This window comes from Streptomyces sp. NPDC006739 (assembly GCF_042869815.1).
Lineage (GTDB): Bacteria > Actinomycetota > Actinomycetes > Streptomycetales > Streptomycetaceae > Streptomyces.
The window spans coordinates 1-13248 of sequence record NZ_JBIAGM010000007.1 but is presented as its reverse complement, the minus strand read 5'-3'; the positions used below and the strand labels follow the sequence as shown (position 1 = coordinate 13248).

The following is a 13248-nucleotide window of genomic DNA, read 5'->3' as shown; positions in this document are numbered from 1 at the left end:
GAGGCACTCCCCCATGCGCAGAATCCTCGCCTGTCTGGCGGCCGCCGCATCGGCCCTGGGCGGGCTCACGGCCGCCGCCACCCCGGCCACGGCCGCCGGCTCGGGCAGCTTCAGTGTGCTCACCTACAACGTCGCCGGGCTCCCGCAGTCGCTGTCCAGCGCCACGACACCCCGTGACACCAGCACCACCGAGATCGGCAGACGCATCGCCCCGTACGACATCGTCAACGTGGAGGAGGACTTCAACTACCACGCCTACCTGTACTCCACCGACACCCACCCCTACCGCACCGCCACCAGCGGCGGCGCGGGCATCGGCAGCGGACTCAACACCGTCTCCGACTACGCCTGGGACGGGGACGACTTCGAGCGCGTCCACTGGAACGACTGCCAGGTGGACTCGGGTGACTGCCTCACCCCCAAGGGCTTCACGTTCATGCGTGAGCGCCTGGCCGAGGGCGTGTACGTCGACTTCTACAACCTGCACACCAACGCGGGCACCAACCCCGGCGACCTCACCGCGCGCGCGGCCAACCTCAGCCAGCTGACGTCCTTCATCTCCACCCACTCGGCGGGCAACGCGGTCGTGGTGATGGGCGACACCAACACCCGGTACACCCGCTCCGCCGACACCATCGCCGAGTTCGCCGCCGCCAACGGGCTGACCGACGCCTGGGTGAAGCTGATCCGCGGGGGCACCCCGCCGGCCAAGGGCAGCGACCCGCTGGTGTGCGACCAGAGCGGGGCCACCGTGCCCAACACCTGCGAGGTCGTCGACAAGGTCCTCTACCGCGGCAGCAAACTGGTCGGCCTCGAGGCGACCTCGTACGACAACGAGCACGCCGAGTTCCTCACCTCCGACGGTCTCATGCTCTCCGACCACGACCCGGTCACCGTCGGCTTCACCTGGTCGCAGAACCCCGACTTCCGGCTCAGCGACCAGTTCGGCGGCCCGCACGGCGACTACTACCAGGACCTGCCCGGCGTCCCGGCCGGCGCCCGGGCCACCGCGATCTCCCTGCGCGCCGGATCCCGCGTCGACCAGGTGGGCATCACCCTGGACAACGGCACCACCCTCACCCACGGCGGCACCGGCGGCACCGCCTCCTCGCTCACCCTGGGCAGCGGCGAGTACGTGACCACCGCCGTCCTGTGCGAGGGACAGCAGGGCGGCCACAGTCGGATCTTCTCCGCCAAGTTCACCACCAACCTGGGCAACACCCTGGCCGGTGGCACCACCACGTCCGACTGCGTGACCCGCACGGCACCGTCCGGCTGGCAGATCGCCGGCTTCCACGGGCGCGCGGGCGACGAACTCGACAAGGTCGGCTTCATCTACACCGAGCGCTGACACCGAGCGCTGACACCGAGCCGGGCCGAGCACCGGCTCAGCGTTCCTGTCGGCGGGACGCGGGGCCGGTGGGCCCGGCGTTCTCGGTGGCGGCCCAGGCGACGAGCAGACGCGGTGCGTCGTGCTCGGGCGTGCCGTGGGCGGCGCTGTAGGCGGTGAGGGTCAGGCCGGGCCGGGCCGGCCGGGCAGTTCCCCGGCGTCGAAGTGGAGCGTGAGGACACCGACGGCGGGATGCCGGAAGGACTTTCGGCCGGTGTGGTGCAGGCGCACGTTGTGCTCGGCCCAGGCGGTACGGAACTCCTCGCTCCGCGTGACGAGTCCACCGATGAGACCGGTCGGCCCGGGATCGTGCGGGGCACGGCCGGCCTCGGTGCGCAGCAGGGCGACGGTGGTGTGCACCGACTGCTCCCAGTCGGGGAAGAAGTCACGGCCGCGCGGGTCGGGGAACTGGAAGTGGGCGATGTTGACCGTCTTCGTGGTGCCGTCCGGGTGGAGAGGTGAGTACAGGGCGCGGATGGGCGGGCCGAGCGCGCCGGACGACCTCGAACTCGGCCATCGCACCCAGGAATGGCTTGCCTCCGGCGACGACCCCCGGTCCCTGACCACCGGCGGGTACTGGTACCACGGCGAGCGGCTGCGGCCGCACCGCGCCGTCCACGACGAGGCGTTCCAGGACCGCCTCCTGGAGGCGCTGGCCATGGAGACCGGCACCGCGCTGTGAAGGCGCTCACGGCGGCCACACGCCACCAACCGCGCTGCTGCCCCTGTTGTCTTCCGCCGGCGGCCTGGGCGCGCCATCGCGGGCGCGCTGCCCCTGGCCGGGGCGACGGGGCTCAGTGACAAGGGCGGATGCCCGGGCCGGTGAGCCGGGCGCGCGGGCACGTCAATGCGGGTGATGCCTGGGCCACCGTTCGCCTGACGGGGCATGCATGAGGATCTCGGCCGTATCCGGTCGAGTCGGCGGAGACGACGTGCTGGAGGCGAGAGTGATGAACGTACGAGCCGATCAGGCCGACCCCCACACCCTGAGGGTCCCGGTCCTCATTGTCGGCGGCTCCCTGGTCGGCCTGTCGACCTCGCTGTTCCTGGGCCGGCTGGGGGTGCGGCACACGCTGGTGGAGCGGCACGCCGGCACCTCCATCCACCCGCGCGGCCGGGGCAACAACGTCCGCACGATGGAGCTGTTCCGGGTGGCCGGGGCCGAGCCGGCCATCCACGAGGCCGCAGCCACGCTGGCCGGCAACCACGGCATCCTGCAGACGCCCACCCTGGCCGGCGACGCGGGCGAGTGGCTGTTCCGGGAGATCGACCCGGGTGGCGGACTGGCCCGCTTCAGCCCCAGCTCCTGGTGCCTGTGCAGCCAGAACGACCTGGAGCCGGTCCTGCTCGACCAGGCGACGAAACTCGGCGGCGATCTGCGCTACGGCACCGAGATGATGTCGTTCGAACAGGACCCCACCGGCGTCACCGCGGTGGTCAAGAGCCGCCGTACGGGTGAACACACCACCGTCCGCGCGGACTACCTGGTCGCCGCCGACGGCCCCCGCAGCCCCGTCAGGGAACAGCTGGGCATCGGCCAGAGCGGGCCCGGCGACCTGTTCCACAACGTCAGCATCACCTTCCGCTCGCTGCGCCTGGCCGACGTCGTGGGCGACCGCCGCTTCATCGTCTGCTATCTGACCAGCCCGGACGCCGACGGCGCCCTGCTGCCGGTGGACAACCGCGAGCACTGGGTCTTCCACGCCCCCTGGCACCCCGAACACGGCGAAACGCTGGAGGAGTTCACCGACGAGCGGTGCGCGGAGCACATCCGGCGCGCGGTCGGGGTCGACGGTCTCGACGTCGAGATCACCGGCCGGGCGCCCTGGCACGCCGCCCAGCGGGTGGCCCGCAGCTACCGCACCGGACGCGTCCTGCTGGCCGGTGACTCGGCCCACGAGATGTCCCCCACCGGCGCCTTCGGTTCCAACACCGGCATCCAGGACGCGCACAACGTCGCCTGGAAGCTGGCCGCAGTGCTCGGCGGCTGGGCCGGCGAACGGCTGCTGGACAGCTACGACGCGGAGCGCCGCCCGGTGGCGGAGGCGACCAGCGCCCGGGCCGCCGTACGGTCGGCCGAACACAGCCACCCCGGTTTCGCCGTGCCGCCGGGCGCGGGCGGCGGCCCCCAGCGCGGCATCCTCAACGTGGCGCTCGGCTACCGCTACCGGCACGGCGCCGTCGTGGGCGCCGACCCCACCGCCCCGGTCGTCCCCGAGTCCCTGGAGCTGACCGGCGAACCGGGCAGCAGGGCGCCCCACTTGTGGGTACGGGACGGCGACGAGCGGGTCTCCACCCTGGACCTCTACGAGCGGTCCCCGGTCCTCCTCACCGACGCCGGTGACCCGAGCGGATGGCACGCGGCCGCCGCCCGGCTCGCCCGGGAGATGTCCCTCCCGCTCAGGTCGTACCGGGTGGGCACCGGCCCCGGGGCCGACCTCGTGCCGGAAGGGGCCGGGCAGGAGGCGGACTGGGCGGAGCGGCACGGCACGACACGCGGGGGCGCCGTACTGGTTCGCCCGGACGGGTTCGTCGCCTGGCGGGCGCCGGGTCCCGACCCGGATGCCGTGTCGACCCTGCGTCAGGTCCTGACCGAGGTGCTGGCGCTGGCCTGACCTTCGCAAACCCGGCGGCGGCGCGCGTACCCCCGTACGCCGCCGCCCAGCCGTGCCCACCGGCCTGGGCCGGCGGGCGGGCAACTGCCGGGAGCGGGGCCGTCACCCGCGTAGTTCATACGAGTCGCGCGCCTGCGGGCACGGGCACAGGATCGAGGAACGCTGACGTCGCGTCACCGCGGCCGACGTTCACCTCTGCCCCGTGAAGGAGATGTGCGCAGGATGACCACCACGTCCGAACGTGCTTCAGGTCCGCTGACGCGACAGGTGTCGCAACGTGTCTCCCAGTCCGTGTTCGACGGCTCCCGGCTCCGGGTCGTCCTTCTGGTGGACGTCTACGACGGAGCCCAGCAGCAGTTCCTGGAGGCGTACGAGAACCTCTGCAACCAGGTCGCCTCCGTCCCCGGCCACGTCAGCGACCAGCTGTGCCAGTCCATCGAGAACCCCTCCCACTGGCTGATCACCAGCGAGTGGGAGAGCGCCCCGCCGTTCCTCGCCTGGGTGAACAGCGAGGAGCACGTGCGGATGGTCGAGCCGCTGCACAGCTGCGTCCGGGACACCAGGTCGCTGCGCTACCACGTGGTGCGCGAGACCGGCGGTCCGGCCGCGGACGCCGCGCCCGGCAAGCGCCGTCTGCAGACCTCGCCCCGGATCGGCGACGGTGTGATCCGGCACGCGCTCACCTTCACCGTGAAGCCCGGCAGCGAGGAGACGGTCGCCGAGATCCTCGCCGGGTACGCCTCGCCCGAGCCACGCGTCGACGACCACACCCGGCTGTGCCGCACCTCGCTGTTCATGCACGGCAACCGGGTGGTACGGGCCATCGAGGTACGCGGCGACCTGCTCTCCGCGTTGCGCCACGTCGCCCGGCAGCCCGAGGTACGGGCCGTCGAGGAGGCCATCAACCCCTATCTCGAGCAGCACCGCGACCTCGACGACCCGGAGTCGGCCCGCGTCTTCTTCACCCGGGCCGCGCTGCCCGCCGTGCACCATGTGACGGCGGCCGAAGAAGACGCGCGGGCCGAGCGGCACGCCCTGTACTACCCGGCCCGGCCCGGTCAGGGCATGCGGCTGGCCGAGTTCCTCGCCCGGCAGGACGAGGCGGCGGCCGACGATCCGCGCAGCCCGGTGCTGCGCAGCACGATCTTCCAGCGCGACGACGTCGTGGTGCGGCTGATCGACGTGCGCGGCGGACTCGACGCCGGCGCCCCCGAACTGCTCCTCGGCCTCACCGACGCGGCGCAGGCGGCCGAGCTGACGACGGGCCTGGACGGTTCCGCCGCCGGGGCCGGCGCCGCGAAGGCCGGTGACCTGGCGCGCTTCCTGGCGCACGCCCGGATGAACCTCGTCACCGACCGCCGCTCGCCCGAGGCCTGATGAACCGCCAGCACACGGGCCGCGCCGGCCATGACCCCCATGTCGATGCAGCAGATGATCGGAGGAACGTCGTGATCAAATCCCGGCCCAGGATCGTGGATCTCAGCGAGGTCGAGCCCAACGTCCGGCGCGGTGGTGATCTGCGCGCCATGCTCACCCCGGCCACGGTCGGCTCCACCAGCGGCTTCATGGGCGTGGCCATCGTGCAGCCCGGTGACCGCATCGGTGAGCACTACCACCCGTACTCCGAGGAGTTCGTGTACGTCGTGTGCGGGCAGCTGGAGGTGGACCTGGACGGCGAGCCGCACCCGCTGCGGCCCGAGCAGGGCCTCATGATCCCCGCCCACGTACGCCACCGCTTCCGCAATGTCGGCAAGGTGGAGGCCCGCATCGTCTTCCACCTCGGTCCGCTCGCCCCGAGCCCGCCGCTCGGCCATGTGGACACCGAGGAGACCGACGCCGTACCGGTCGGTGCCAACGCGGCGGGCGCCGCCGAGGGCCGGGCCGCCGAACGCCGGCAGGTTCCTTCATGACCAGACGAGTGGCGGTCACCGGAATAGGCATCGTCGCACCCGGCGGCATCGGGGTACCGGCGTTCTGGGAGCTGCTGTCGGGCGGGCGTACGGCGACGCGGGCCATCTCGCTGTTCGACCCGGCCGGTCTGCGGTCACGGATAGCCGCCGAGTGCGACTTCGATCCGGCGGCCCACGGGCTGGACGCGGAGCAGGTCGCGCGCTGCGACCGGTACATCCAGTTCGCCCTGGTCGCCGGGGACGAGGCGGTGCGCGACGCCGGCCTCGACCTGACCCGGGAGGACCCCTGGCGGGTGGGGGTCTCCCTGGGCACCGCGGTCGGCGGTACCACCCGCCTCGAACACGACTACGTCCTCGTCAGCCATCGCGGGCAGCGCTGGGACGTGGACCACCGGGAGGCGGACCCGCACCTGCACCGGGCGTTCTCGCCCAGCACGCTGGCCTCGACGGTGGCGGAGCGGTTCGGGGCGCGCGGGCCGGTGCAGACCGTGTCCACGGGGTGCACCTCGGGGCTCGACGCGGTCGGGTACGCCTTCCACACGATCGAGGAGGGCCGGGCCGACGTGTGCGTGGCCGGTGCCTCGGACTCGCCGATATCACCGATCACCATGGCGTGCTTCGACGCGATCAAGGCGACCTCGCCCAACAACGACGACCCCGCGCACGCCTCCCGCCCCTTCGACGCCGACCGTGACGGGTTCGTCATGGGCGAGGGCGGAGCGGTCCTCGTCCTGGAGGAGCTGGAGCACGCCAGGGCCCGCGGGGCCCACGTGTACTGCGAGATCAGCGGCTACGCCACCTTCGGCAACGCCTACCACATGACGGGTCTGACCCGTGAGGGTCTGGAGATGGCCCGCGCCATCGAGGTCGCCCTGGACCACGCCCGGCTCGACCGGACAGCCATCGACTACGTCAACGCCCACGGGTCGGGCACCCAGCAGAACGACCGGCACGAGACCGCCGCGGTGAAGCGGGCCCTGGGCTCGCACGCCTACGACACGCCGATGAGTTCCATCAAGTCGATGGTGGGCCACTCACTGGGCGCGATCGGTGCGATAGAGGTCGTCGCCTGCGTACTGGCCCTGGCCCGCCAGGTCGTCCCACCGACCGCCAACTACGAGACCCCCGATCCCGAGTGCGACCTGGACTACGTACCGCGCGTCGCCCGGGAACGGCGGCTCGACAGCGTGCTCTCGGTGGGCAGCGGGTTCGGCGGCTTCCAGTCCGCGGTGATCCTGAACCGGCCGAGGGAGAGGACACGATGAGATGAGCGCACCGCATCCCAGGCGGGCGGCCGTCACCGGAATCGGCGTGATCGCGCCCAACGGAGCTAGCACGGAGACCTTCTGGAAGTCCACCGCGGAGGGCATCAGCGTCCTGGACCGGGTCACCCGCGAGGGCTGCGAGGACCTGCCGCTACGGGTGGCCGGCGAGGTCCGCGACTTCGACCCGGCGGCGGCGGTCGAGGAGCGCCTGATCGTGCAGACCGACCGGTTCACGCACTTCGCGATGGCCGCCGCCGATCTCGCGCTGGCCGACGCCCGCCTCGGCCAGACCGACACCGACGGCTCGCCGTTCTCCGTGGGCGTGGTCACCGCGGCCGGATCGGGCGGCGGCGAGTTCGGACAGCGGGAGCTGCAGCAGCTGTGGGGAAAGGGCAGCCGTTTCGTCGGGCCGTACCAGTCCATCGCCTGGTTCTACGCGGCCAGCACCGGCCAGATCTCCATCCGCCGCGGTCTCAAGGGCCCCTGCTCGGTGGTCGCCGCCGACGAGGCCGGCGGCCTGGACGCCGTGGCCCACGCGGCCCGGGCCGTGCGGCGCGGTACGGACGTGATCGTGGCCGGGTCGACCGAGGCGCCCCTGGCTCCCTACTCGGTGGTGTGTCAGCTCGGCTACCCGGAGCTGAGCACCGTCGAGGACCCGGCCCGCGCCTACCGTCCGTTCACGGCCGCGGCCTGCGGTTTCGTGCCGGCCGAGGGCGGCGCCATGCTCGTCGTGGAGGACGAGACCTCGGCCCGGGAGCGGGGTGTGGCCGTACGGGCCACGGTCGCCGGACACGCGGCGACGTTCACCGGCGCCTCCCGCTGGGAGGAGTCCCGGGAGGGCCTCGCCCAGGCCATCCGCGGCGCGCTGAAGGAGGCCGGCTGCGCACCGGAGGAGATCGACGTGGTCTTCGCCGATGCCCTGGGTGTGCCCGCGGCGGACCGTGCCGAGGCACTGGCCATCGCCGATGCCCTCGGCGCGCACGGCACCCGGGTGCCCGTCACGGCACCCAAGACCGGTATCGGCCGGGGCTACTGCGCGGCGCCCCTGCTGGACACCGCGGCGGCCGTGCTCGCGATGGAGCACGACCTGATCCCACCGACCCCCAACGTGTTCGACATCTGCCACGACCTCGACCTGGTCACCGGCCGGGCGCGGGCCGCCCGGCCGCGCACGGCGCTGGTCCTGAGCCGGGGACTGATGGGGTCGAACTCGGCGCTGGTGCTGCGGCACGGCGCCGCCGACGAAAGGAGATGACATCGATGAGTGACCGCATCACCGTGGAGGAGCTGGCCGAACTCATGAAGAAGGCCGCCGGGATCACCGTCCCCGCGCCGGAACTCCAGCAGCGGTGCGACTCCGGCTTCGACACCCTCGGCATCGACTCGCTCGGCCTGCTCGGCATCGTCGGCGAGCTGGAGAACCGGCACGGTGCGCCGATGCCGCCGGACGCGGAGCGGTGCAAGACCCCCCGGCAGTTCCTCGACCTCGTCAACAGCGCACTTCCCGCGGGAGCCTGACATGGCCGGACACACCCAGAACGAGATCACCATCGCCGCCCCCGTCGACCTGGTCTGGGACATGACCAACGACGTGGCGAACTGGCCGCGGCTGTTCACCGAGTACGCCGCCGCCGAGATCCTCTCCCAGGAGGGGAACCGGACGAAGTTCCGGCTCACCATGCACCCGGACGAGAACGGCACCGTGTGGAGCTGGGTCTCGGAGCGGGAGACCGACCGTCCCTCGCTGACCGTCAAGGCACGCCGGGTCGAGACGGGTCCCTTCGCCTTCATGAACATCCACTGGCGGTACGAGGAGGTACCGGCCGGCACCCGGATGGTCTGGACGCAGGACTTCGAGATGAAGCCCGAGGCGCCGGTCGACGACGACTGGATGACCGACAACATCAACCGCAACTCCAAGATCCAGATGGGTCTGATCCGGGACAAGATCGAGAAGGCCGCCGCCGGGCACCGGCCCGAGCCCGTCCTGACCACCGACTGAACCGACGCCAGGTCAGCCACGACGGCCACCACAGCCACGACAGACAGGACAGGCCATGCACCAAGCCCTGATCGTCGCCCGGATGGCGCCGGGTTCGGCCCAGGACATCTCGAAGATCTTCGAGGAGTCCGACCGCGGGGAACTGCCCCACCTGGTCGGCGTCACCCGGCGCAGCCTCTTCCAGTTCGGTGACGTGTATATGCACCTCATCGAGGCCGAGCGGGATCCCGGCCCCGCCATCGCCAAGGTGGCCGGGCACCCCGAGTTCAGGGGCGTCAGCGAGCGGCTGTCGGCGTACGTGAGTGCGTACGACCCCGCGACCTGGCGCTCACCGAAGGACGCCATGGCCCGCCGCTTCTACCTGTGGGAGCGGGACGCCGGCGTCTGAACCGCCCACTCGGCCACCGGCCGCCGGGCCCGCGATGTCGCGGGCCCGGCGGCCGGTGGTGTGCGCCGTACCGCCGGGTCAGCTCGGGACGGTGCAGTCGAACGCGTGCAGGTAGGGGTTGACCGGGCGGATGTCCCGGACGGTCAGGCCCGCCTCGGTCAGCCGGCCGACCATGCTGTCGGTGGTGTGCTTGGCCCCGCCGACGTTGAGCAGCAGCATCAGGTCCATGGCGGTGCTGAACCGCATCGACGGGGTGTCGTCGACGAGGTTCTCGATGACCACGACCCGGGTGCCGGGCCCGCCCGCGTCGATGACGTTGCGCAGCGTGCGGGCGGTGCTCTCGTCGTCCCACTCCAGGATGTTCTTGATGATGTACACATCGGCCTGGACCGGGACGGCGACCCGGCAGTCCCCGGGGACGACGCGCATCCGGTCCGCGAGCGCGCCGCCCTCCCGCAGCCGTGGGTCGGCGTTCTCCACCACCCTCGGCAGATCGAGCAGGGTGCCCTGCATCGCCGGGTACTTCTCCAGCAGGCTCGCCACCACATGCCCCTGGCCGCCGCCGATGTCGGCCACCGACTTGCTACCCGACAGGTCGAGGAACTCCGCCACGTCCCGCGCCGACTGCATGCTGGAGGTGGTCATGGCCCGGTTGAAGACGTCGGCCGATTCGGGGGCGTCCTCGTTGAGGTAGACGAAGAACTCCTTGCCGTAGAGGTCCTCCACGACGTTGCGGCCGGTGCGTACGGCCTCGTCCAGCCTGGGCCAGGCGTCCCAGGTCCACGGCTCGGTGCACCACAGGGTGATGGCGCGCAGGCTGTGCGGGTCGTCCTCGCGCAGCAGCCGGGAGACATCGGTGTGCGCGAACGTGCCGTCCTCGCGCTCGGTGAAGACGCCGTAGCAGGACAGTGCGCGCAGCAGCCGGCGCAGCGGCCGGGGTTCGGCCTTGACGGCTGCCGCGAGGTCCGCCACGGCCATCGGGCTGTCGCCGAGGACGTCGGCGACGCCCAGCCGGGCGGCTGCCCGCAGGGCGGCGGCACACGCCGCCCCGAAGGCGAGTTCCCTCAGCCGCATGGACGGGGGTGGGGCGGTCGGTGCGGACGTCATGTGCCGCCTTCCTTCCTTCGTTGGACCACGGGTGGTTGCGGCCGGCCGGTCAGCACAGGCCCGCGGGCGTGGACGCCCGGCAGGAGTTGCGCTGGAAGGTGTTGCTGCCCTTGTTGGTCTCGGTGTTGACGATGTCGGCCGGGGCGTTGCCCCGCAGCGCGTTGTCCTGGATCCGGTTCCGCTCGCTGGTCACACCGACGAAGCTCTTGAACAGGACGATGCCGCCGGACAGCGGGGAGCTGCCGACGTTGTCCTTGATCGTGTTCCCGGTCACCAGGACGTCCTCGGTGCCGGTCAGGACGATGCCGGAGCCCTGGATGGCGGGGAGCCGGTCGGTCTTCGGGCAGGACTTGTTGTTGTGCTCGACGTAGTTGTCGCGCACCGTCAGGGCGCCGGCCTTGGGCTTGTTCTCGTCGCCGACGAGGAACACGGCGGCGCAGTTGCCGGTCAGGCGGTTGCTCGCGACGGTCAGGTCCCGCAGGCGGCGGACGGTGACACCGATGCGGTTGCCCTGCAGCCAGTTGCGCTCGATCAGGGTTCCCCGGGTGTCGGCGGCGCCCTGCTCCTCGTTGATGGTGTTGGCGAGGAACAGACCCGCGTCGCCGTTGTCCTGGGCGCTGTTGTCGCGCAGCACGCTGCGCACGGAGCGCTCCTGGGCGATGCCCCACACGGCGTTGCGCACCGCGTTGACACGGCGCACGGTGAGCCCGTCGGTGGCCATGCCGAAGACGCCGGCCCGGGCGAAGCCGGTCACCGTCAGGTTGGCGACGGTGACGCCCTCGACGTCCTGCTCCTTGGTCCCGAGCACGCAGATGCCGTTGCCGGCCTCGGCGCAGGAGACGGACTTCTTCGTGCCGGCGGTCTGCGTCGTGCTCGGGGTCTGCGCCGTGGTGGCGGCGTCGGCTCCCGGTTCGATCACCGTGCCCGGGCCCATGCCGCTCAGGGTCAGTCTGGGCGTCTTCACGGTGACGCTCTCGTGGTAGACGCCGGGGCTCACGAGGACGGTGTCTCCGGACTGGGCGGCGTCCACGGCCTTCTGGATCGATTCCCCCGGAGCGACCAGGTGGATCCGGTGACCGGTGACCGGCGGGGCGGCCCCGAGCCCGGTTCCGATGATCGCTGCGGTGCAGGCCAGGTACGCGATACGGCATTTCCTCATATTCCGCACGTTATGACCGAAAAGGTCGTGGACCTGCCCGATGGTCCATCCGGCGGCGTGTCACGGGGCCCGGCCCCCGTGAGGGCGGGCGCATGCTGCGCCTAGGATGATCCCGATGCACCGCCACGAGCAGCACCCCGCCCGACCGCCCCTGCGGCGGTGGCGTGCGCTGCTCGTGCTGGGGCTGCTGGCGGGGCTGCTGGGCATGCACGCGCTGGCCCCCGGCGGCATGCTCGACGACCACACCGGTGTCCGGCAGCACATCACGGCCGCGGCGGGGACCGCCGCCGACGACTGCCGGGGGGACGGCTGTGGCGGTCACCCGCACCACGCCGACGCGACCTGCGCGGCGGCCTCGGTGAGCGGTGGTCCGGCTCTGCCCGCCCTGCTTCCCGACCCCGCGGCCGCCCCCGTACCGGCCGGCTCGGCGTGCTCGCGTCCGGCCGCGACCCCGGACGGCGCCCGCGCCCCGCCCTCGCTGGCGGAACTCCAGCTCCTGCGGATCTAGACACCGCCCGCACCGCGCCCCCGCTCGACGACGCGGTGCGCCTCGGCACGCCCAGATCCCTCTTTCGCAGCACAGGAGTTCCAGCATGCGCAACACCCGTACCGTGACTCGCCGCGCCGCCCTCGCGGCCACCACCGCCGCCGCCGCGCTCGTCCTCGCCGCCTGCGGCGGCGGCAGCAGCGACAACGCCGGCGGCGGGCACGAAGCCCACGGCTCCGTGCCGTCGACGTCGAGCGCGGGCACCGCCGCCGGCGCGCACAACGCCCAGGACGTCTCCTTCGCCCAGGGCATGATCCCCCACCACCGGCAGGCGCTGGAGATGGCCGGTCTGGCGGCGAAGAGGGCCTCCTCCGCCCAGGTGAAGGACCTCGCCGCACGGATCGAGAAGGCCCAGGGTCCGGAGATCCGGACGATGACCGGCTGGCTGAAGTCCTGGAACGAGCGGGTCCCGGCCGCGGGCGGCTCGATGGACTCGATGCCCGGGATGGACCACTCCTCCCCCTCCTCCCCCTCCTCCCCCTCGTCCGCTCCCGCCACCCCGGGCATGAATGGCATGACCGGGATGACCGGGATGACCGGGATGATGGACCCGGGGGACATGGACAAGCTGGAGAAGGCGTCCGGCAAGGAGTTCGACACCATGTTCCTGACCATGATGATCGAGCACCACCAGGGCGCCGTCGAGATGGCCACCACGGAGAAGAGCAAGGGCAGGTATCAGCCCGCGACGGCTCTGTCCGACGCCATCATCACCGGGCAGACCGCCGAGATCGCCGAGATGAACAAGCTCCTCGGCAAGGGCTGACACATCAGGCGGCTCTACCGTCTTGATCGGGTTGATCGAGCCATTCGTAGGGTTGGGTCGCCCAGGGGTGCTGGGTGTGGCTATCAGGCGGCTGCCGTC

15 protein-coding genes are annotated in these 13248 nt (G+C 71.9%); 12 read left to right on the top strand and 3 right to left on the bottom strand.

Features of this window, described 5'->3' with window-relative positions:
• Window positions 1-13 precede the first annotated feature (13 nt).
• Window positions 14-1351 (top strand): jacalin-like lectin, encoded by a 1338-nt coding sequence (locus tag ACFYMM_RS16210; RefSeq protein WP_388386751.1) that lies wholly within the window; start codon window positions 14-16, stop codon window positions 1349-1351.
• Window positions 1352-1513: 162 nt separating this feature from the next.
• Here ACFYMM_RS16210 and ACFYMM_RS16205 read toward each other — a convergent pair whose 3' ends face one another.
• The gene (locus ACFYMM_RS16205; RefSeq protein WP_388386749.1) at window positions 1514-1912 is read right to left on the bottom strand and encodes a hypothetical protein; all 399 of its coding nucleotides are present in this window, start codon (window positions 1910-1912) and stop codon (window positions 1514-1516) included.
• Between ACFYMM_RS16205 and ACFYMM_RS16200 the strand changes: the two genes are divergently transcribed.
• From ACFYMM_RS16200 to ACFYMM_RS16160, 9 genes are all read left to right on the top strand, one after another.
• Window positions 1866-2072, top strand: a complete 207-nt coding sequence (locus ACFYMM_RS16200) for a hypothetical protein (RefSeq protein WP_388386747.1) — start codon at window positions 1866-1868, stop codon at window positions 2070-2072. The two genes, ACFYMM_RS16205 and ACFYMM_RS16200, sit on opposite strands and share 47 nt — an antisense overlap.
• Before the next feature lie 268 nt (window positions 2073-2340).
• A complete protein-coding gene (locus ACFYMM_RS16195) occupies window positions 2341-4005 on the top strand; it encodes an FAD-dependent oxidoreductase (RefSeq protein ID WP_388386745.1) in 1665 nt (554 codons plus the stop codon).
• 222 nt (window positions 4006-4227) lie between these two features.
• Complete coding sequence (locus ACFYMM_RS16190) at window positions 4228-5382, top strand: SchA/CurD-like domain-containing protein (protein ID WP_388386743.1); 1155 nt, start codon at window positions 4228-4230, stop codon at window positions 5380-5382.
• Between the two features lie 71 nt (window positions 5383-5453).
• Window positions 5454-5915 (top strand): cupin domain-containing protein, encoded by a 462-nt coding sequence (locus tag ACFYMM_RS16185; protein ID WP_388386741.1) that lies wholly within the window; start codon window positions 5454-5456, stop codon window positions 5913-5915.
• Complete coding sequence (locus tag ACFYMM_RS16180; protein WP_388386739.1) at window positions 5912-7180, top strand: beta-ketoacyl-[acyl-carrier-protein] synthase family protein; 1269 nt, start codon at window positions 5912-5914, stop codon at window positions 7178-7180. The genes ACFYMM_RS16185 and ACFYMM_RS16180 overlap by 4 nt, the downstream gene beginning before the upstream one ends.
• Window position 7181: 1 nt before the next feature.
• Window positions 7182-8435 carry a beta-ketoacyl synthase N-terminal-like domain-containing protein gene (locus ACFYMM_RS16175; RefSeq protein WP_388386737.1) on the top strand — a complete coding sequence of 418 codons (1254 nt, stop codon included), beginning with the start codon at window positions 7182-7184 and terminating at the stop codon, window positions 8433-8435.
• 5 nt (window positions 8436-8440) lie between these two features.
• Window positions 8441-8698, top strand: coding sequence for an acyl carrier protein (locus ACFYMM_RS16170; protein ID WP_388386735.1), 258 nt, complete (start codon window positions 8441-8443; stop codon window positions 8696-8698).
• Between the two features lies 1 nt (window position 8699).
• The gene (locus ACFYMM_RS16165; protein WP_388386733.1) at window positions 8700-9182 is read left to right on the top strand and encodes an SRPBCC family protein; all 483 of its coding nucleotides are present in this window, start codon (window positions 8700-8702) and stop codon (window positions 9180-9182) included.
• A 55-nt stretch (window positions 9183-9237) separates the two neighbouring features.
• Window positions 9238-9570, top strand: a complete 333-nt coding sequence (locus ACFYMM_RS16160) for a TcmI family type II polyketide cyclase (protein ID WP_388386731.1) — start codon at window positions 9238-9240, stop codon at window positions 9568-9570.
• Window positions 9571-9648: 78 nt separating this feature from the next.
• Here ACFYMM_RS16160 and ACFYMM_RS16155 read toward each other — a convergent pair whose 3' ends face one another.
• Window positions 9649-10677, bottom strand: coding sequence for a methyltransferase (locus ACFYMM_RS16155; RefSeq protein WP_388386729.1), 1029 nt, complete (start codon window positions 10675-10677; stop codon window positions 9649-9651).
• A gap of 49 nt (window positions 10678-10726) precedes the next feature.
• A complete protein-coding gene (locus ACFYMM_RS16150; RefSeq protein ID WP_388386727.1) occupies window positions 10727-11836 on the bottom strand; it encodes a nitrous oxide reductase family maturation protein NosD in 1110 nt (369 codons plus the stop codon).
• A gap of 115 nt (window positions 11837-11951) precedes the next feature.
• Between ACFYMM_RS16150 and ACFYMM_RS16145 the strand changes: the two genes are divergently transcribed.
• Entirely contained in the window at window positions 11952-12344 is a 393-nt protein-coding gene (locus ACFYMM_RS16145) for a DUF6153 family protein (RefSeq protein WP_388386725.1), read from the top strand.
• Between the two features lie 85 nt (window positions 12345-12429).
• Window positions 12430-13149 carry a DUF305 domain-containing protein gene (locus ACFYMM_RS16140; RefSeq protein ID WP_388386723.1) on the top strand — a complete coding sequence of 240 codons (720 nt, stop codon included), beginning with the start codon at window positions 12430-12432 and terminating at the stop codon, window positions 13147-13149.
• Window positions 13150-13248 lie beyond the last annotated feature (99 nt).